This is a genomic window from Pseudomonas canadensis (genome assembly GCF_000503215.1).
Lineage (GTDB): Bacteria > Pseudomonadota > Gammaproteobacteria > Pseudomonadales > Pseudomonadaceae > Aquipseudomonas > Aquipseudomonas canadensis.
Map to the genome: position 1 here is coordinate 434,314 of NZ_AYTD01000013.1, position 18,564 is coordinate 452,877.

An 18,564-nucleotide genomic window follows, 5' to 3' on the forward strand; every position below is an offset into this window, starting at 1 on the left:
CGGCTTGCCGGCGATGGGGGCCGCAAGCCTTGCACCAACACCGATACCGCCATCACCGACAAGCCGGGCTCCTGCGGGGTAGTGGCTAGCGCGCCAAGTCATCGTATAACCACAGCTTGACAGCCCTCGAAATTCTCGCAAATATTGCCCCTCCTGTTGTACGACAACGTATGACAAATAATAAAAACAACAATATAAAGGGAGCGTCACTGTGAGTTCACTCGCCCGCAATTCCTCGGTTCGCCTGAGTTTTATCAGTCTCGGCAGCCTCGTATTCACCCTGCCCCTCGTCGCCTCGGCCGAAGGCTTTGTCGACGATGCCAAGGCCACGCTTAATCTGCGCAACGCCTACTTCAACCGCAACTTCACCAACCCGACCAACCCCCAGGGCAAGGCCGAAGAGTGGACGCAGAACTTCATCCTTGATGCCAAGTCCGGCTTCACCCAAGGCACCGTGGGTTTCGGGATTGATGTCCTGGGCCTGTACTCGCAAAAACTCGACGGCGGCAAAGGCACGGGTGGCACGCAGTTATTGCCGATCCACGATGACGGGCGCCCCGCCGACAACTTCGGCCGCCTGGGCGTGGCCCTGAAAACCAAGCTGTCGAAGACTGAACTGAAGGTCGGTGAGTGGATGCCGGTGCTGCCGATCCTGCGCTCCGATGACGGTCGCTCGCTGCCGCAGACCTTCCGTGGTGGCCAGGTCACGTCCAATGAAATCGCTGGCCTGACGCTCTACGGCGGGCAGTTTCGCGGTAACAGCCCGCGCAATGACGCGAGCATGGAAGACCTGTTCATGAACGGCAAAGCCGCGTTCACCTCCGACCGCTTCAACTTCGGCGGCGGCGAATACAGCTTCAACGACAAACGCACCCAGGTGGGCGTGTGGTACGCCGAACTCACCGACATCTACCAGCAGCAGTATTTCAACCTGACCCACAGCCAACCCGTGGGCGACTGGACCCTGGGCGCCAACCTCGGGTTTTTCACCGGTAAGGAAGACGGCAGCGCCCTGGCTGGCGACCTCGACAACAAGACCGCCTTCGCTCTGCTCTCGGCCAAGTACAACGGCAACACCTTCTATGTGGGCCTGCAGAAACTCACGGGGGATAGCGTGTGGATGCGCGTCAACGGCACCAGTGGCGGCACCCTGGCCAACGACAGCTACAACGCCAGCTACGATAACGCCAAGGAAAAGTCCTGGCAGGTGCGTCATGATTTCAACTTCGTGGTGCTGGGCATTCCGGGGCTGACCATGATGAACCGCTATATCAGCGGCAGTAACGTGCACACCGGGGCCATCACCGATGGCAAGGAATGGGGGCGCGAGTCGGAACTGGCTTACACGGTGCAAAGCGGTGCGCTGAAGGACCTGAATGTGCGCTGGCGCAACTCGACCATGCGTCGGGATTTCAGCAATAACGAGTTTGATGAAAATCGGCTGTTTATCAGCTATCCGATTTCACTGTTGTAACCCGCCCAATGTAGGAGCTGGCTTGCCTGCGATGGCGGCGCATCAGCAATGTAGATGTCAACTGACCGTCCGCAATGCCAGGCAAGCCAGTTCCCACAATTGTATTTTGGCGTCAGCAAGAACGTTGACAACCTAGGGAATCCCTAACGATACTTCGGCATAGTCATACGACAACCTACAACAACAATGGAACCCTCATGACCACCACCACAACCACCCCCGTTCCATTCAATCGCCTGCTGCTCACCGGTGCCGCTGGCGGCCTGGGTAAAGTCTTGCGCGAGCGCCTGCGCCCTTACGCCCAGGTACTGCGCCTCTCGGATATCGCCAACATGGCTCCGGCTGCCGACGCGTGCGAAGAAGTGCAACCCTGCGACCTCGCCGACAAACAAGCCGTGCACCACTTGGTGGAAGGCGTCGACGCGATCCTGCACTTCGGCGGCGTATCGGTGGAACGCTCGTTCGAAGAAGTGCTCGGCGCGAACATCAGCGGCATTTTCCATATCTATGAAGCCGCGCGCCGCCACGGTGTGAAGCGCGTGATTTTCGCCAGCTCCAACCACGTGATCGGTTTCTACAAGCAAGGTGAAACACTCGACGCCCACTCCCCGCGCCGCCCGGACAGCTACTACGGCCTGTCCAAGTCCTACGGCGAAGACATGGCCAGTTTCTACTTCGATCGCTACGGCATCGAGACCGTCAGCATCCGTATCGGCTCGTCGTTCCCGGAACCACAGAACCGCCGCATGATGCACACCTGGTTGAGCTTCGACGACCTGACTCAATTGCTTGAGCGCGCGCTGTACACCCCCAACGTCGGCCACACGGTGGTCTACGGTATGTCGGACAACCTCGACACCTGGTGGGACAACCGCTACGCCGCCCACCTGGGCTTTGCCCCCAAAGACAGCTCCGAAGTGTTCCGCGCCCAGGTCGAAACCCAGCCACCGGTGGCCGCCGATGACCCGGCCAAGGTCTACCAGGGCGGTGCGTTCTGCGCGGCCGGTCCTTTCGGGGACTGACCATGAACGCTGAACTGATCGTCGATGCCCGCAATGCCGTAGGCGAATGCCCGGTGTGGGTGCCCGAGGAAAACGCCCTTTACTGGGTGGATATCCCCAAGGGCGGCCTGCAACGCTGGAGCGCCGCCACTGGTCATGTTGCCGCCTGGACAGCCCCGCAAATGCTTGCCTGCATCGCCCGCAGCGAGGCGGGCAACTGGGTCGCTGGCATGGAAACCGGGTTCTTCCAGCTCACCCCGCACAACGACGGCAGCCTTGATACCACGCCTCTGGCGGCTGTAGAGCACCCACGCCAGGACATGCGCCTGAACGACGGCCGGTGTGATCGCCAGGGCCGTTTCTGGGCCGGCAGCATGGTGTTGAACATGGGTTTGAATGCGGCCGAGGGCACCCTCTATCGCTACGCAGCAGGCGCGGCGCCCCATGCGCAGTTGAACGGTTTCATCACGTTGAACGGACTGGCCTTCAGTCCTGACGGCCGCACGATGTACGCCTCGGACTCACACCCGCTGGTGCAGCAAATCTGGGCGTTCGACTACGACATCGATACCGGCACGCCGTCCAACCGCCGCGTGTTCGTGGACATGCACAAGCACCTCGGCCGCCCTGACGGCGCAGCCGTGGATGCCGATGGCTGCTACTGGATCTGCGCCAACGACGCCGGGCTTATCCACCGTTTTACCCCGGATGGTCGCCTCGATCGCTCCCTCACCGTACCGGTGAAAAAACCCACCATGTGCGCCTTTGGCGGCAGTCGCCTGGACACCCTGTTTGTCACCTCGATCCGCGATGAACAGAGTGAACAGTCACTGTCCGGCGGCGTGTTCGCCCTTAACCCCGGCGTAGTCGGATTGCCGGAGCCCACCTTCACCCTCTAGCTGCATCGCTGTGCCTTGAATACAACAATAACAAGACAGGAATGAACCCCCATGGACTTCAAACGCACCTTGCTCGCCGCTGCATTCTTCACCCTCAGCAGCGCCGCCCACGCGCTGGAAATCAAATTCGCCGATATCCATCCCGCCGGCTACCCCACCGTCGTTGCCGAAGAGAACATGGGCAAGGCCCTGACCAAGGAAAGCAATGGCGAACTGACCTTCAAGTATTTCCCGGGCGGTGTCCTCGGGTCCGAAAAAGAAGTGGTCGAACAGGCTCAGGTCGGCGCTATCCAGATGACGCGCGTCAGCCTCGGCATTGTCGGCCCGGTGGTGCCAGACGTGAACGTGTTCAACCTGCCGTTCGTGTTCCGCGACCAAGCGCACATGCGCAAGGTCATCGACGGCGAGATCGGCGACGAGATCCTCGCCAAAATCACCGATTCCGAATTCGGCCTGGTCGCCCTGGCCTGGATGGACGGCGGCACGCGCAACCTCTACACCAAGAAACCGGTGCGCAAGATCGAAGACCTCAAGGGCATGAAAATCCGCGTACAGGGCAACCCCTTGTTCATCGAAGCCTTCAATGAAATGGGGGCCAACGGCATCGCCATGGACACCGGCGAAATCTTCAGCGCCCTGCAGACCGGCGTAATCGACGGCGCGGAAAACAACCCGCCCACTCTGCTGGAGCACAACCATTTCCAGAACGCCAAGTATTACACCCTCACCGAGCACCTGATTTTGCCCGAGCCCATCGTGATGTCGAAAATCACCTGGAACAAGCTCACCCCCGCGCAACAGGACATGGTGAAAAAAGCCGCCAAGGCCGCCCAGGCTGACGAGCGCGTGTTGTGGGACGCCAAGTCCGCCAGCAGTGAAACCAAGCTCAAGGCCGCCGGTGTCGAGTTCATCACCGTCGACAAAAAACCCTTCTATGACGCCACCGCGCCGGTTCGCGCCAAGTACGGTGCGGCCTACGCCGACATCATCAAGCGTATCGACGCCGTTCAGTAACGCCCTCCTTCTCTAGCAAGGCCAGGCGCGGTCGGCATCGACGCGCCTGGTTACGGTGAACGCCATGAAGAATTTACTGCTGCGCATCAACGACCGCATCTACATGACCTGCATCTGGGTCGCCGGCCTCTCGGTATTGGGAGTCGCGCTGATCATCCCTTGGGGCATCTTCGCCCGCTACGTCCTCGGCACCGGCTCCAGTTGGCCGGAGCCCACCGCCATCCTGTTGATGCTGGTGTTCACCTTTATCGGCGCCGCCGCCAGTTACCGCGCCGGCGCGCATATGTCGGTGGCCATGGTCACTGACCGCCTGCCGCCCCGTCAGCGCCAGATCATCGGCGTCGTCTCGCAATTGCTGATGGGCACCATCTGCCTGTTCATGGCCATTTGGGGCACCAAACTGTGCCTGTCCACCTGGAACCAGTTCATGAGTGCCATCCCTACCCTGCGTGTGGGCATCACTTATATGCCGATCCCGATCGGCGGGCTGCTGACCCTGATCTTTGTCGTGGAAAAACTCTTGCTCGGTGACCAGAGCAACCGTCGGGTCGTGCGCTTCGACCTGGTTGAAGAAAGCGAAGGGGCCGCTTGATATGGACGCATTGATTCTGTTGGGCAGCTTTATCGCCTTGATCCTGATCGGCATGCCTGTGGCGTACGCCCTGGGGTTGTCGGCGCTGATCGGCGCGTGGTGGATCGACATCCCGTTCCAGGCCCTGATGATTCAGGTGGCCGGCGGGGTGAACAAGTTTTCGCTGATGGCGATTCCGTTCTTTGTGCTGGCCGGGGCGATCATGGCCGAGGGCGGCATGTCGCGGCGGTTGGTGGCATTTGCCGGCGTACTGGTGGGTTTTGTACGCGGCGGCCTGTCGTTGGTGAACATCATGGCCTCGACGTTTTTTGGCGCAATTTCCGGCTCGTCGGTGGCGGACACCGCCTCGGTCGGCTCGGTGCTCATCCCGGAAATGGAACGCCGTGGCTACCCACGTGAATTCGCCACGGCCGTGACCGTCAGCGGTTCGGTGCAGGCTCTTTTAACCCCGCCCAGCCATAACTCGGTGCTCTACTCCCTGGCGGCCGGCGGTACGGTGTCGATTGCCTCGTTGTTCATGGCCGGTGTGGTGCCTGGCTTGCTGATGAGCGCGTGCCTGATGGTGCTGTGCCTGATCTTCGCGAAAAAGCGCAACTACCCCAAGGGTGAAGTCATTCCGCTCAAGCAGGCGCTGAAAATCTGCGCCGATGCGCTCTGGGGCCTGATGGCCATGGTGATCATCCTGGGCGGCATCCTCTCGGGGATTTTCACCGCCACCGAATCCGCCGCGATTGCGGTGCTGTGGGCGTTTTTCGTGACCATGTTCATCTACCGCGACTACAAATGGAGCGAGTTGCCCAAGCTGATGCACCGCACGGTGCGCACCATTTCCATCGTGATGATCCTGATCGCCTTCGCCGCCAGCTTCGGCTACATCATGACCTTGATGCAGATCCCGGCAAAAATCACCACGATGTTCCTGACCCTGTCGGATAACCGCTACGTGATCCTGATGTGCATCAACGCCATGCTGCTGTTGCTCGGCACGGTGATGGACATGGCGCCGCTGATCTTGATCCTCACGCCGATCCTGCTGCCGGTGGTGCTGGGTATCGGCGTCGATCCGGTGCACTTCGGCATGATCATGCTGGTCAACCTCGGTATCGGCCTGATCACGCCGCCGGTGGGCGCGGTGCTGTTCGTCGGCGCGGCGGTGGGCAAGGTCAGCATCGAGAAAACCGTGAAGGCGCTGCTGCCGTTTTATGCCGTGCTGTTTCTGGTACTGATGGCCGTGACTTACATTCCTGCGCTGTCGTTGTGGCTGCCAAGCGTGGTGCTCTGATGCTGATTGAACTGCAAGACAACCTGACCCACCTTACCCTCGCGCCGGCCACGGGAGGCAGCATCGTCAACTGGACGGTGCTCGCCACCGGCCAGCCGCTTTTGCGGTACAGCGATGCGCACGCGATCAACACCGGGTTGCCAGGCAAACTGGGGTGCTATCCCTTGGCGCCCTGGTCCAACCGGATTGCCAAAGGGGGGTTCGACAACCCCGACGGTTGGCTGGCGCTGGCGCCCAATAGCTTGACCGATCCACTGCCGATCCATGGCTCGGCCTGGCAACAGGCATGGCAGGTGATCAGCCAATCAGCGAATGAGGTGGTGTTGGAAGTGGTGTGCGACACGCCGTTCGCTTACCGCGCCGAGCAACGATTTCGGTTAGAGGAGGGTGAACTGAGTATCAGGTTGCAGGTGACTCATCTGGCGGAAAAACCCGCCTGGCATGGGTTGGGATTGCATCCCTATCTGCCGCGCAGGCCGGGTACTCGGCTACAGGCCAAGGCATCGCAGGTGTGGATGAGTGACACATCGAAATTGCCCACGGGGCTGGCGCCCGTGCCGCCGGATTGGAACTTCCAGGTGTTGAAGCACTTGCCCGAGGGCCCGGTCGACAACGGTTTTTGCCACTGGGACGGCCATTGCCGGATCGAGCAACCAGAACTGGGCTACACCCTGGAATGCCAGGCCACGGGGAGTGATTACTTCCTGTTGTACTGCCCGCCGGGGCTGGGGTTCTTTTGCATCGAGCCGGTAAGTCATCCGGTGAATGCCCATCACCTGCCAGGGCGGCCTGGGCTGAAGCTGTTGGAGCAAGGCCAGTCAACTCACCTCACTTTCAACCTGGAATACCGCACCCTGTAGGAACCCGGCTTGGCGGCGATGGGGCCCTCAAAATCATCACCAGACTTTCGGACGCTATCGCCGGCAAGCCGGCTCCTACAGAGAGGGTGTGTCAGGGCGGGCTGTTTTTCAGGCGGCCGGCAGTGTCGATACTGACGACCACCGACAACCCCGGCCGCAACCGCTCGCTCTCGGCCTGGTCCGGGTCCACCATGATCCGTACCGGCACGCGCTGGGCGATCTTGACGAAGTTGCCGGTGGCATTGTCCGCCTGCAACAGGCTGAACTCCGAGCCCGTGGCCGGGGAAATATGCTGCACCGTGCCGCGGAATTTGCGGTGGTTCAGCGCATCCACCGTGAAAGTCACCGGCTGGCCGACCTGCACGTTATTCATCTGGGTTTCCTTCATGTTGGCGATCACCCACAACTGCGGCGGCACCAGCGCCATCAACTGTGCGCCGGAGTTGACGTAGGCCCCAAGCCGCACGCCGATCTGCCCCAACTGGCCGTCGCGGGGCGCGGTGATACGGGTATTGGACAGGTCGATGCGCGCCAACTCCACCGCCGCCTCGGCACTGGCCACGGCCGCTTCCAGGGAACCGCGGTTGACGATCACCGTCTGCAGGTCCTGCCGGGCGATTTCCAGGCTGGCCTGGGCTTGCGCCACAGCGGCGATGGTCTGCGCGTTAGCGGCGCGGGTTACGTCCAGCTCGCGCTTGGACACCGAGCCATCGCTGATCAGCTCTTCGTTGCGGCGCAAATCGGCGGTGCTCTTGCGCGCCTGCGCCTGGCTGTCCGCCAAGGCTGCCTGACGCAACTTGATGGTGGCTTCGGCGCTGTTGCGCTGTTGCACCACATTCGCCAACGACGCCTGCTGCACCGCCAACTGCGCCAGCGCCTGGTCCAGGCGCTGCTTGTAGATGCGGTCGTCGAGGCGCACCAGCAGGTCGCCGGCCTTCACGTGCTGGAAATCCTGCACCGGCACCTCGAACACATAGCCGCTGAGCTGCGGCCCGATGATCGTGACCTGTCCCCGCACCAGCGCGTTCTCGGTGGTTTCCACCGCACTGCTGAACGGCGGCAATTGCCAGGCGTACAGCACAATCAGCACGCCGACGATGGCGATTGCGGCAAAGCCCAGGGACGAGATGATCCGCACCCGTAACGGGCGCAGCTCGGTGGGCACCGCGCCGGGTGGGGTGCTGCCCTCCGGGGTGGAGGCGATGGCAGTGGTCGTGGAGGTCGAAGGTTCGGTCATGAAGGTGCGCCGCTGGGTTGAACGGGAGTGGCTGCTGCTCGGGTGGTACTCATCAGCCACAGACTGCGGATAAAGATCCAGATCATGGTGAGTATCGCGATGATCGCGATCAACATGAAGACATCGTTGTAGGCCATCACGTTCGCCTCACGGGTCGCCGCCGTGGCCAGGCTGCGAATGCCCATCAGGTTGCGCAACTCGGGGTCAGCGACAATGCCGCCGTAGGCCGATCCGCCGCTCTGCACCCGCGCGGCCACACGCGGGTCGAGCAAGGTCAGGTGTTCGACGATCATGCTGGAGTGATACTTCTCGCGCACGATCTGGAACGTCCCCAGCAACGCCGCGCCAATCAGGCCGCCGAGGTTCTGGCAGATGCCGAACATCACCGAAAAACTCACCAGGTTGCGCGGGTTGGTCAGCACGTTCTTGGTGCCCAACACCATGGTCGGGCCGAGGAAGAACGTGCCGCCGAAGCCTAGCAGGAACTGGCTGATGTACAGGTTCTGTGGGCGGGTGAGATTACTGGAAAAACTGTCCATCACCGAGCCGGTAGCCATCAGCGCCAGGGAAATCACCAGCGGCATCAACAGGTGCGCCGGGTTGATGGTCAACGCACTGACCACCAGCCCGGCAATCGCCCCGGCGAGCATCACCACGTACAGGGTGTGCATCTGCTGGTAGCTCATGTTCAACATCTGCATGAACCCCACCGCGCCGGTGGACTGCTCGGACAGCACCATGCGAATCAGGATCACCGCCAGTGCCAGGCGAATCATCACGCCGCTGCCCAGCCAGCGGGTCATCAGCATCGGGTTCGCACGGTTATGCTCGATGGCCAGGCCGGCCATGATCAGCACCAGGGAACAGGCCGAGGCAATGCCGATCCACGGGGCTTCCAGCCACCAGTCGATGCGGCCCAGGGACAACACCGCGCAAAGCAAGGCGACGCCGGTGGCGAGGATCGCGAAGGTGAGGAAGTCGAGTTTTTCAAAGGTCTTGAAGCGGTCGCCGGGCGGGAGTTTAAGTAGGAAGACGCAACCCAGGCAGATCAGCGCCATGCCCAGCTCGAACAGGTACAGGCCGCGCCATTCGGCGATTTGCAGCAGGTCTTCGGAGAACAGGCGTGCCAAGGGTAAAGCCAGTTGCGCGGTGCCCAATCCCAGCACCAGCGCCTTCAAGCGCCACTTGGCCGGGAACGCCTGGATCATGTAGTACAAGCCCAACGAGCTCAGCGCCGCGCCGACCATCCCATGGGCTGCGCGCACGGCGATGGCCGAGTTGAGGTCGTTGACGAACAAGTGGCCGAAGGTGACCAGCGCGTACAGCACCAGGAACACTTCGGTGAAGGCGCGCAGGCCGAACTGTTGGCGGAACTTCACCAGCAGCAGGTTCATGCAGACGTTGGTCATGACGTAGGCGGCGGGGAGCCAGGCCATTTCGGCGGTGGTCGCGCCTAGGGCGCCTTGCAGGTATTGCAGGTTGGCGATGACCAGCGCGTTACCCAAGCCCCCGGTGATTGCCACCAGCACGCCGACCAGCGCGAACAGCCAACGCTTGTGCGTGGGGTGCAGCGGGGTGGACGGTGAACCTGGGAGGCTTGGGCGCTCGTGGGGTTCCCAGGTGTGGGGGGTGTATTTGTTCATTCGGTGACCTAGATGGACCGACCCGGGGGAGTCGGTAAAGCTTACTCAGAGAGTAGTAAACCTGAGGGGAGTTCATCTTGTCATGTGGGGGAGTGGGTGGTGTGCATATCCGTTGCTGCGGTAACGGCCGCTTATGGTTCCGCTCTTACAGCGGGTCACTTTTGGAAGAGCGCCAAAAGTAACCAAAAACGCTTCGCCCCAACACTCGGCACCTCGCCTAGGCTCGGTGTGCCCGTAATCCGACAGTGATTTGGGGGGCCGCCGCCACGCGCCATCCATGGCGCGGGGCGGCTAAACCGGCATCCCTGCCGGTTTACCCCCCAAATCCCTGTCGAATTCCGGCCAGCGTGTTTGACGGGGCGCCTAAGATCAAGATCAAAAGCAAGAGCACAGCGGCCTGACAGCCGGCTTGAGTGGTGTGAAGCAAAGGCAAAGGCAAACGCAGTCCTGTAGGAGCCGGGGGGACGCCTAGTTCTTGCCGGCGATGGTCTTCAACGATGACGCGGGTAACCAGACGAATCGCGGCGTTCTCACGTTTTTCGCCGGCAAGCCGGCTCCTACAAGGGACCGCGTATCTACGATGCGAAGCGAGTCGCTCTTGATCTTGATCTTAGGCGCCCCGTCAAACACGCTGGCCGAACGCAGGCTTGAATCCGTGGGTAACCCGGCAGGACGCCGGGTTAGCCGCGCTGGGCCAAGGATGGCCCATCGCGGCGGCCCACGGATTCAAGCCGGAGTGAGGGCACACCGAGCCTAAGCGAGGTGCCGAGTGTTGGGGCAAGAGCGCTTTGGTTACTTTCGCGCTTTTCGAAAGTGACCCGCTGTAAGAGCGGAACCATAAGCCGCCGTTACCCAAATAACGGATATACACCCAACCCAACCCAACCCCATCAAACCCACCCCAGCCAACTCCAGTAAGTCACCGCAAACACCACCATCAACAAATAACCAACCAGCGTCACCAAAACCCCCACCTTGGCAAACTGCCGCGCCGTAAACGTCCCCGTCCCCAGACACACCATATTCTGCGGCGCATTGATCGGCAGAATAAACCCATAACTCATCACAAACCCCAACAGCATCGTCATCCCCAGCCGACTGAACTCCCCCGGCAACGTCTGCAATACCGCAATCAAAATCGGCAGCAGTGCCGAGGTCAACGCCGTGGCACTGGCAAACCCCAAATGAATCACAATCAAAAACGCCCCCAGAATCGCAAACACACCCAGCGGCCCCACCTGATCCAACCCCGTGTGAGCCACCACCGCAGCCCCCAACCACTGCCCCGCCTGGGTGGTCAACAGCGCCGTCCCCAGGCTGATACCGACCCCGAACACAATCACCGTGCCCCACGGAATCCGCGACTGCACATCCTTCCAGGTCATCACGCCGATACCCGGCAGCAACAGCAACACCAACCCCGCGTACGTGGTCGAGGTGGTATCAAAACTGTGCAAACGCCCTTCCGTGGCCCAGGCCAGCAGCAACATTACCGACACCGTCAACAGGCGCTTCTGCGGCCCGGTCATCGGCCCGATGTCCACCAGTGACTGCGCCACCGCTTCTTTGCCACCGGGAATGCTGTCGGTCTCCGGCGGCAGCAATTTGAGCACCAGGAACAGCAACACCGCCGACATGATCAACGCCCACGGCGCCCCCGCGATCAGCCAGTCGATCCACGACACGCGCTGGCCGAGCATCTTGTCCATGAAGCCGACGGTCAGCAGATTCTGCGCGGCGGCGGTCTGGATGCCGACGTTCCAGATGCTGGTGCCCTGGGCCACCACAATCATGATGCCGGCAGCGATGTTCGAGCGTTTGTCCACGCCGAACGCGGCGATCACGCCCATCATGATCGGCACCACGCAGGCACTGCGCGCGGTGGCGCTGGGCACCACCAGGCTGAGCAAAATAGTCACCGCAATCGCCCCGAGCAGGATGCGCCGGGTGCTGGTGCCGACGCGGCTCAAGGTGACCAGGGCGATGCGTCGGTCCAGGCCGGTGTGGGTCATGGCGGCGGCGATAAACAATGCGCCCGCCACCAGCGCCAGCGCCGGGTTGGAGAAGCCGGTCAGCGCCATACTGATGGCCGGGCTGGTGCCAATCAAATGAGTGGGGTCTTGCAGCGACGGCGCCGTGCCAAGCAAAAAGGCCATCAGCGACGTGATCATGATCGCGCTGGCTTCGTACGACACCGCTTCGGTGATCCATACCACCACGGCAAACGCGAGGATTGCCAGCATGCGGTGCCCGGCCACCGGCAAGTCGGCGGGCAGCGGCAACAGCAGCACCCCAGCCATCACCAGCACGGCGACCACCAGGCCCAGGGGTAATTTGTAGGATGCCGCGCTCATGGGGGTGCTCCAAGGCTCTAAATCAGGCCTTGAGCATGGGACAAAACCACCTTCGGCGTGTTGACCTAGGCCAATAACTGACTCAACACCGCCCGCAACTTGCCGGGTTTGACCGGTTTATTCAGCAACGGTGCTTCCAGGCGACGCAAAGCACGGCGGCATTGGTCTGTGCGATCGGCCGTGATAATGACCGCCGGGATGTTGCAGGCAAAGTGCTCGCGCAACTGCTTGACCACCGCACAACCCACCACCCCATGGTCCAGGTGGTAATCCGCCAAAATCAACTCCGGCGCCCTGCCCTGCAAGGCCAGCAAAGCACCGGCCTGGTCGGTGGCGGTGACCACTTCACAGCCCCATTGCCCGAGCAGCGCACGCATGCTTTCGAGGATGCTCACCTCGTTGTCGATCACCAGCAAACGCCGCCCCGGCAGCGGGTTGCCGGTGGTCGGTTGCACCGGCAATTGGCTGATCGGCAACGGCATCTCATCACTCAACGGCACTTCGATGCTGAACATCGAGCCCCGCCCCGGCCAGGAACGCACGGCGATGGGATACCCGAGGATCTCGGCGATCCGCTCGACAATCGCCAACCCCAGCCCCACGCCCTTGCGGTCGGCAGCGCGGCCGACATCGAGCTGGTTGAATTCCAGGAAGATTGACTGCAACCGGTCCGCCGCAATCCCACGCCCGGTGTCCCACACTTCCAGGCGTAAACAATGGCCGCGCCTGCGGGCACCCAACAGGATGCAGCCTTCGTCGGTGTAGCGGCAGGCATTGCTGAGGAAATTGCGCAGGATCCGCGTCAGTAGCCGCAGGTCGGTGCTGATCGCATAACGCCCGGTGTGCACCCGCAGGTTTAGCCCCGCCGCCTGGGCCACTGATTGAAACTCCGAGACCAGCGGCGCGAACAGTTCGTCGAGCCGATACAGCGCCACATCCGGCTTGACCGCCGCCTGGTCGAGCCGCGAGATATCCAGTAAATCGGTGAGCAAATCCTCGGCGCCTTCCAGCGCCTGGTGCGTACGTTCAACCAGCACCTGCTCGACGCTGGGCAACTGGCGCTCACGCAGGGTAGCGATCAACAGCCGCGCGGCATTCAGCGGTTGCAGCAGGTCATGGCTGGCGGCGGCCAGGTACTTGTCCTTGCTGCGATTGGCGGCCTGGGCGGCGTCGCGGGCGTCGCGCAGGTCCTGTTCGATTTGTTCGCGTTGGGCAATCTGTTGCTGCAGGTTGTGGTTGGCCTCCAGCAACTCGTCGGTGCGCGCAGCGACGCGTTGTTCCAGCTCATCGTTGAGACGGATATAGCGCTTGCGCTCGGCCTCCAACTCATCCAGCCGCGCGGTGAGTTCCGGGTAATGGCTCTTGCGCGCCGACTGGTCGCTCAGCCCCAACAGCCCCGCGAGCGCGCGCTGCTGGTCGTCAGAGAGCTTCGCCATAGACGACCTCTACATCACGCTGGCTCGACTCCCTCGGGTTAGTGAGGATGCACGGGTCGCCCATCGCATGCTGGGACAGGAACGGAATATCCGCCACGCGCACCCCATGCAGGCCAAGGGTTTCGTGGAAGCCAATGGCATGTTTCAGCGCGATCAGGTGCTCCACCAGCCGTCCGCAGATCTGCCGGTGATTTAGGCCGCGACAGTCGATGCCAAAGGTCTCGGCGATCACCTTGAAGCGCTCCGGTGCCGAGCTGTAGTTGAACGCCACCACATGTTCGACCAGCACCGCGTTGCACAGGCCGTGGGGCAGATCGAGAAAGCCGCCCAGGCTGTGAGACATAGCGTGCACCGCACCGAGAATCGCGTTGGAGAACGCCAGCCCGGCCTGCATGCTGCCGAGCATGATTTTCTCGCGCAGGGCAATGTCCGTGGGGTTGGCGATCATCTGCACCAGGTTGCCGTTGATCAGGCGCATCGCTTCCAGCGCATGGGGGTCGGTGAGCGGACCATGGCCGGTGGAGACGAACGCCTCGATGGCATGCACCAACGCGTCGATGCCGGTGCAGGCGGACAGGAACGGGTCCATGCTGGCGGTGGTTTCCGGGTCGATCAACGACACATCCGGCACCACCGCCTTGCTGACGATGGAGAACTTCATGCGTTCCTGCTGGTTGGATATGATCACGAACTGCGAGACATCCGCCGAGGTGCCGGCGGTGGTGGGAATCAGGATCAGCGGCGGGCTGGGCACGCGAATGGTGTCGACGCCCTCGAACTCAAGAATGCTGCGCCCGTGGGCCACCACGATGCCGATGGCCTTGCCACAGTCCATGGGGCTGCCGCCGCCGATGGCGACGATCACGTCGCAATGGTTTTCGCGGTACACCTCGGCGCCAGTCATGACTTCTTCGACGCGGGGGTTGGGTGAAACGGCGCTGTACAGGCAATAGTCGATGCCGATGGCTTGCAGGCTGGCCTCCACATCGGCCACCCAACCGGCGGCGATCACGCCAGGATCACTGACCACCAGCACTTTGCGCGCGCCGAAGGTCTTGGCGTAGTTGCCGACGTTGTGCCGGCAGCCGGCACCAAAGATGATTTCAGGCGAGACGAATTTACGCAGCTGGCTCAGGGTCTGGCTCATTGGAAAGCCTGTTCTTATTATTTTGGAAGAATGCGCTCCACACTAACCGATCCGGCCGCGAATGCAATCAGACCAAAGAGGCATCCTTCCTGGCGCACCCGCGATCAGCGGCTAGCGAAGTACATGGTGACTTCGAAGCCAATACGCAGGTCGGTAAACGCAGGTTTGGTCCACATGGGGGCAGTCCTCTTGTTGTGCCGGAGGGTTCCGGTATAGGCATTAATGCATGTGAGGTTGAGAGGGCGAATACTACTTTCGAAGTAGCGAAGACACTGCATTAGTCGCGAATGTACAGAAGTCAAAATGTGGGAGCGGGCTTGCTCGCGAATAGGGTGTGTCAGCCACATATAGGTTGACTGATCCACCGCTTTCGCGAGCAAGCCCGCTCCCACAGTTTTGACCGCGTTGAATCAGAAGAAGCCCAGCGGATTGATGTCGTAGCTCACCAGCAGGTTCTTGGTCTGCTGGTAATGGTCGAGCATCATCTTGTGGTTTTCACGACCGACACCGGATTTTTTGTACCCACCAAACGCCGCATGCGCCGGGTACAGGTGATAACAGTTGGTCCATACGCGCCCGGCCTTGATCGCCCGGCCCATGCGGTACGCACGGTTGATGTCGCGAGTCCACAGGCCGGCGCCCAGGCCGAACTCGCTGTCATTGGCAATCGCCAAGGCTTCGGCTTCGTCCTTGAAGGTGGTCACGCCCACCACCGGCCCGAAGATTTCCTCCTGGAACACGCGCATCTTGTTGTGGCCCTTGAGCAGGGTCGGCTGGATGTAATAGCCGCTGGACAGGTCGCCCTCCAGACGCTCGGCCGCGCCACCGGCCAACAGCACTGCGCCCTCTTCCTGGGCGATCTTCAAGTAAGAGAGGATCTTGTCGAATTGCTGCTCGGACGCCTGGGCGCCGACCATGGTCTCGGTATCGAGCGGGTTGCCGCGCTTGATCTTGACGATCTTCTTCATCACCTCGGCCATGAACGCATCGTAGATCGACTCCTGCACCAGCGCGCGTGATGGGCAGGTGCACACTTCGCCCTGGTTGAAGAACGCCAGTACCAGGCCTTCGGCGGCTTTTTCGATGAATTGCGGCTCGGCCTGCATGATGTCTTCAAAGAAGATATTCGGCGACTTGCCGCCCAGCTCTACGGTGGACGGAATGATGTTCTCGGCGGCCGCGTGCATGATGTGCGCGCCCACCGGAGTGGAGCCGGTGAAGGCGATCTTGGCGATGCGCTTGCTGGTGGCCAGCGCCTCCCCGGCTTCGCGGCCAAAGCCTTGTACGATGTTGAGCACGCCAGGCGGCAGCAGGTCACCGATCAGCTCGGCGAACACCATGATCGACAACGGCGTCTGCTCGGCCGGTTTGAGCACGATGCAATTACCGGCAGCCAACGCAGGCGCAAGTTTCCAGGCCGCCATCAGCAGCGGGAAGTTCCACGGGATGATCTGCCCGACCACGCCCAAGGGCTCATGGAAGTGATAGGCCGCGGTGTGCTCGTTGATCTCGGCGGCACCGCCCTCCTGGGCCCGGATGCACCCGGCGAAGTAGCGGAAGTGGTCAGCGGCCAGAGGCACATCGGCGTTGAGGGTTTCGCGCACGGCCTTGCCGTTGTCCCAGGTTTCGGCCACCGCCAGCACTTCGAGGTGTTGCTCGATGCGGTCAGCGATTTTCAGCAACACCAGAGCGCGATCCTGAGCCGAGGTCTTGCCCCAGGCATCGGCGGCGGCATGGGCGGCATCGAGGGCCTTGTCGATATCGGCGGCGCTGGAACGCGGGAATTCGGCAATCACTTCGCCAGTTACCGGCGAAGTATTGGTGAAGTACTCACCCTTGATCGGCGCGACAAACTCACCGCCGATGTAATTGCCGTAGCGCGGCTTGAAGCTGACGATGGCGCCGGGGGTGCCAGGTTGGGCGTAGATCATGGTGAGGCCTCTGCTTATTGTTGGGTGTTGATGGGCTGCATCTGGGTGCGTTCGTAGTGGGGGTACAGGTGGGTCACGCTGCGGATCAGCTCATAGCGACTGAGGCTGATCGCGGCGAATCGCTCGGGGATCGGGCTACGGATCAGCTCAGGCATGTCACTGCCCTGGGCCGCACCGTCGCGTAGCAACTGGTCGAGCCAAGTGAGGTAGTCGTGCATCTGCTCGAAGGGTTTGGCGTCGGTCGCGATGGGGCCGTGGCCGGGTACGATCAGCGTCCAGGGCAAACCTTGCAGGGTGGCGATATCCGCCAGCCAGATCAGCAGCCCCGGTGAATGAGGCGTGGTGAGCGCACGTTGGTAGAACACCAGGTCACCGGCAAACAGCACGCCGGTCTTCTGGTCGAAGATCGCCAGGTCGGCACCGGTATGGCCGCGCAGCTGCAGCAGTTGCAGGTCGTGGCTGCCGAAGCTTTTCACGCCGGGTTGCAGGGTCTGGTTGGGCATTACCACTTCGGTGCCGCGCATCCAATCACCGACCATGCGATAAAGGTTCTCGGCCATGCTGTCGCCCTGCTCATGCAATAGCTCGGTGGTGCCAGCCAGGGCGCCGATTGGCACGTCCTTGAAGGCTTGGTTGCCCAGGGCGTGGTCGGGGTGATGGTGAGTCAGCAGCACCTGGATCACCGGTTTGTCGGTGATACCGGCGATGGTCTGGCGCAGGGCTTCGCCGTAGCGTTTGGACGGCCCGGTGTCGATCACTACGACGCCAGGTTCAGTGACGATGAAGCCAACGTTGACAATGTTGCCACCGTTGTCCTTGGCAAAGTTGTCGGTGCTGCCTTCCAGCACCCAGGTGTTATCGGCAATCAAACGCGGCTTGAGGCCGTAGTCCAGCTCGGCCAGCACCGGCAGGCTGAGCATGAGCAGCCACAGCAGAATCCAGCGCTGGCTCATGGGATCGCCGCCTCGAACTGGCTGCCGCTGGTGTCGCGCAGGGTCAGGCGTGTGGGCCCGGCGCCTTCGACGTCGAAGGCCAGGTTGGGGTTTTCACTGACCGCAGGGAACAGCTCCAGCCGCGCCAACAGCTGATTATTCACACCGTGCAGTTCGGCCTGGTTGATGAAGAACTCGGGAATGCCGCTGACCATGCCGTTATCCATCGGATGCGCGACTTGCAGCTTCAGGCGGCTGAACGCGGCACGCGGGTAACGCCCGCCGAGCACTTCGCCGAGGTGGTCTTCCCAACCGGGCTGGGTGCGCACCACGCTGGGCGCCGTGCAACCACCGCCGGCGGCATCGATCAGGGTCGAGCCGACATGCCAAATGCCATCCTTGGTCAATACCGCCGCGCGCAAGGGCGTGGCCTGTTCGATGCGAATCCGGATCGACAACCACGGCAGCACGCGCTCCAGCGGCTGGAAGTCGACGATCTGCGGCAACGGATTCAACTCGGCCCAGGCGAGGATTTTCACCACCTCCCCCTCGAACGCACGGGCGTCGATTTCCAACGGCACCTGGCGTGCATCCTCAGCGAACGGTGGCGCCAAGAGTTTCACCCGCTCGTCGAACAAAAACGGCGCGTTGTCGAGAAAACGCTGGTGATAGTAGGCCCACATCACCGAGGGCACCGGGTCGACAGGCGCGCCCCAGGCCAGCATTGGCAAACAGAATACCCACCACCCGCGCAGGCGCATG

The 18,564-nt window shown here is 61.8% G+C and carries 16 protein-coding genes; 7 read left to right on the forward strand and 9 right to left on the reverse strand.

Going from position 1 to position 18,564, the window contains the following annotated elements; translation table 11 throughout:
* Positions 1-211 precede the first annotated feature (211 nt).
* From U367_RS0110865 to U367_RS0110895, 7 genes are all read left to right on the forward strand, one after another.
* Complete coding sequence (locus U367_RS0110865; RefSeq protein WP_028616953.1) at positions 212-1,474, forward strand: OprD family porin; 1,263 nt, start codon at positions 212-214, stop codon at positions 1,472-1,474.
* Positions 1,475-1,671: 197 nt separating this feature from the next.
* Positions 1,672-2,496, forward strand: coding sequence for an NAD-dependent epimerase/dehydratase family protein (locus U367_RS0110870; protein ID WP_028616954.1), 825 nt, complete (start codon positions 1,672-1,674; stop codon positions 2,494-2,496).
* 2 nt (positions 2,497-2,498) lie between these two features.
* Entirely contained in the window at positions 2,499-3,374 is an 876-nt protein-coding gene (locus U367_RS0110875) for an SMP-30/gluconolactonase/LRE family protein (RefSeq protein WP_028616955.1), read from the forward strand.
* 51 nt (positions 3,375-3,425) lie between these two features.
* Positions 3,426-4,388, forward strand: a complete 963-nt coding sequence (locus U367_RS0110880; protein WP_028616956.1) for a TRAP transporter substrate-binding protein — start codon at positions 3,426-3,428, stop codon at positions 4,386-4,388.
* 64 nt (positions 4,389-4,452) lie between these two features.
* Complete coding sequence (locus tag U367_RS0110885) at positions 4,453-4,980, forward strand: TRAP transporter small permease (protein ID WP_028616957.1); 528 nt, start codon at positions 4,453-4,455, stop codon at positions 4,978-4,980.
* 1 nt (position 4,981) lies between these two features.
* Positions 4,982-6,262: a TRAP transporter large permease gene (locus U367_RS0110890; RefSeq protein WP_028616958.1), complete on the forward strand. Its 1,281-nt coding sequence runs from the start codon at positions 4,982-4,984 to the stop codon at positions 6,260-6,262.
* Positions 6,262-7,122: an aldose 1-epimerase gene (locus U367_RS0110895; protein WP_174890961.1), complete on the forward strand. Its 861-nt coding sequence runs from the start codon at positions 6,262-6,264 to the stop codon at positions 7,120-7,122. Before U367_RS0110890 ends, U367_RS0110895 begins: the two co-directional genes overlap by 1 nt.
* Positions 7,123-7,213: 91 nt before the next feature.
* Here the strand turns inward: U367_RS0110895 and U367_RS0110900 are convergent, their stop codons facing one another.
* From U367_RS0110900 to U367_RS0110935, 9 genes are all read right to left on the reverse strand, one after another.
* On the reverse strand, positions 7,214-8,359 hold the full coding sequence (locus U367_RS0110900; protein ID WP_028616960.1) for an HlyD family secretion protein: 1,146 nt from the start codon (positions 8,357-8,359) through the stop codon (positions 7,214-7,216).
* Positions 8,356-10,002 (reverse strand): MFS transporter, encoded by a 1,647-nt coding sequence (locus tag U367_RS0110905; protein ID WP_028616961.1) that lies wholly within the window; start codon positions 10,000-10,002, stop codon positions 8,356-8,358. The genes U367_RS0110900 and U367_RS0110905 overlap by 4 nt, the downstream gene beginning before the upstream one ends.
* A gap of 890 nt (positions 10,003-10,892) precedes the next feature.
* A complete protein-coding gene (locus U367_RS0110910) occupies positions 10,893-12,356 on the reverse strand; it encodes a DASS family sodium-coupled anion symporter (protein WP_028616962.1) in 1,464 nt (487 codons plus the stop codon).
* Positions 12,357-12,421: 65 nt separating this feature from the next.
* Complete coding sequence (locus U367_RS0110915) at positions 12,422-13,792, reverse strand: ATP-binding response regulator (protein WP_028616963.1); 1,371 nt, start codon at positions 13,790-13,792, stop codon at positions 12,422-12,424.
* Entirely contained in the window at positions 13,776-14,939 is a 1,164-nt protein-coding gene (gene ercA / locus U367_RS0110920; protein WP_028616964.1) for an alcohol dehydrogenase-like regulatory protein ErcA, read from the reverse strand. The genes U367_RS0110915 and ercA overlap by 17 nt, the downstream gene beginning before the upstream one ends.
* Before the next feature lie 104 nt (positions 14,940-15,043).
* The gene (pqqA, locus tag U367_RS1000000130820; RefSeq protein WP_010209364.1) at positions 15,044-15,115 is read right to left on the reverse strand and encodes a pyrroloquinoline quinone precursor peptide PqqA; all 72 of its coding nucleotides are present in this window, start codon (positions 15,113-15,115) and stop codon (positions 15,044-15,046) included.
* A 234-nt stretch (positions 15,116-15,349) separates the two neighbouring features.
* The gene (gene exaC, locus U367_RS0110925) at positions 15,350-16,870 is read right to left on the reverse strand and encodes an acetaldehyde dehydrogenase ExaC (RefSeq protein ID WP_028616965.1); all 1,521 of its coding nucleotides are present in this window, start codon (positions 16,868-16,870) and stop codon (positions 15,350-15,352) included.
* Positions 16,871-16,884: 14 nt separating this feature from the next.
* Positions 16,885-17,823: a quinoprotein relay system zinc metallohydrolase 1 gene (locus tag U367_RS0110930; protein ID WP_028616966.1), complete on the reverse strand. Its 939-nt coding sequence runs from the start codon at positions 17,821-17,823 to the stop codon at positions 16,885-16,887.
* Complete coding sequence (locus U367_RS0110935; protein WP_028616967.1) at positions 17,820-18,563, reverse strand: quinoprotein dehydrogenase-associated SoxYZ-like carrier; 744 nt, start codon at positions 18,561-18,563, stop codon at positions 17,820-17,822. The genes U367_RS0110930 and U367_RS0110935 overlap by 4 nt, the downstream gene beginning before the upstream one ends.
* Between the last annotated feature and the right edge of the window lies 1 nt (position 18,564).

Coding starts and splice junctions, on each gene's coding strand:
- U367_RS0110870 (WP_028616954.1), top strand. CDS start 1,672: ATGACCACCACCACAACCACCCCCGTTCCATTCAATCGCCTGCTGCTC.
- U367_RS0110875 (WP_028616955.1), top strand. CDS start 2,499: ATGAACGCTGAACTGATCGTCGATGCCCGCAATGCCGTAGGCGAATGC.
- U367_RS0110880 (WP_028616956.1), top strand. CDS start 3,426: ATGGACTTCAAACGCACCTTGCTCGCCGCTGCATTCTTCACCCTCAGC.
- U367_RS0110885 (WP_028616957.1), top strand. CDS start 4,453: ATGAAGAATTTACTGCTGCGCATCAACGACCGCATCTACATGACCTGC.
- U367_RS0110890 (WP_028616958.1), top strand. CDS start 4,982: ATGGACGCATTGATTCTGTTGGGCAGCTTTATCGCCTTGATCCTGATC.
- U367_RS0110895 (WP_174890961.1), top strand. CDS start 6,262: ATGCTGATTGAACTGCAAGACAACCTGACCCACCTTACCCTCGCGCCG.
- U367_RS0110900 (WP_028616960.1), bottom strand. CDS start 8,359: ATGACCGAACCTTCGACCTCCACGACCACTGCCATCGCCTCCACCCCG.
- U367_RS0110905 (WP_028616961.1), bottom strand. CDS start 10,002: ATGAACAAATACACCCCCCACACCTGGGAACCCCACGAGCGCCCAAGC.
- U367_RS0110910 (WP_028616962.1), bottom strand. CDS start 12,356: ATGAGCGCGGCATCCTACAAATTACCCCTGGGCCTGGTGGTCGCCGTG.
- U367_RS0110915 (WP_028616963.1), bottom strand. CDS start 13,792: ATGGCGAAGCTCTCTGACGACCAGCAGCGCGCGCTCGCGGGGCTGTTG.
- ercA (WP_028616964.1), bottom strand. CDS start 14,939: ATGAGCCAGACCCTGAGCCAGCTGCGTAAATTCGTCTCGCCTGAAATC.
- exaC (WP_028616965.1), bottom strand. CDS start 16,870: ATGATCTACGCCCAACCTGGCACCCCCGGCGCCATCGTCAGCTTCAAG.
- U367_RS0110930 (WP_028616966.1), bottom strand. CDS start 17,823: ATGAGCCAGCGCTGGATTCTGCTGTGGCTGCTCATGCTCAGCCTGCCG.
- U367_RS0110935 (WP_028616967.1), bottom strand. CDS start 18,563: ATGCGCCTGCGCGGGTGGTGGGTATTCTGTTTGCCAATGCTGGCCTGG.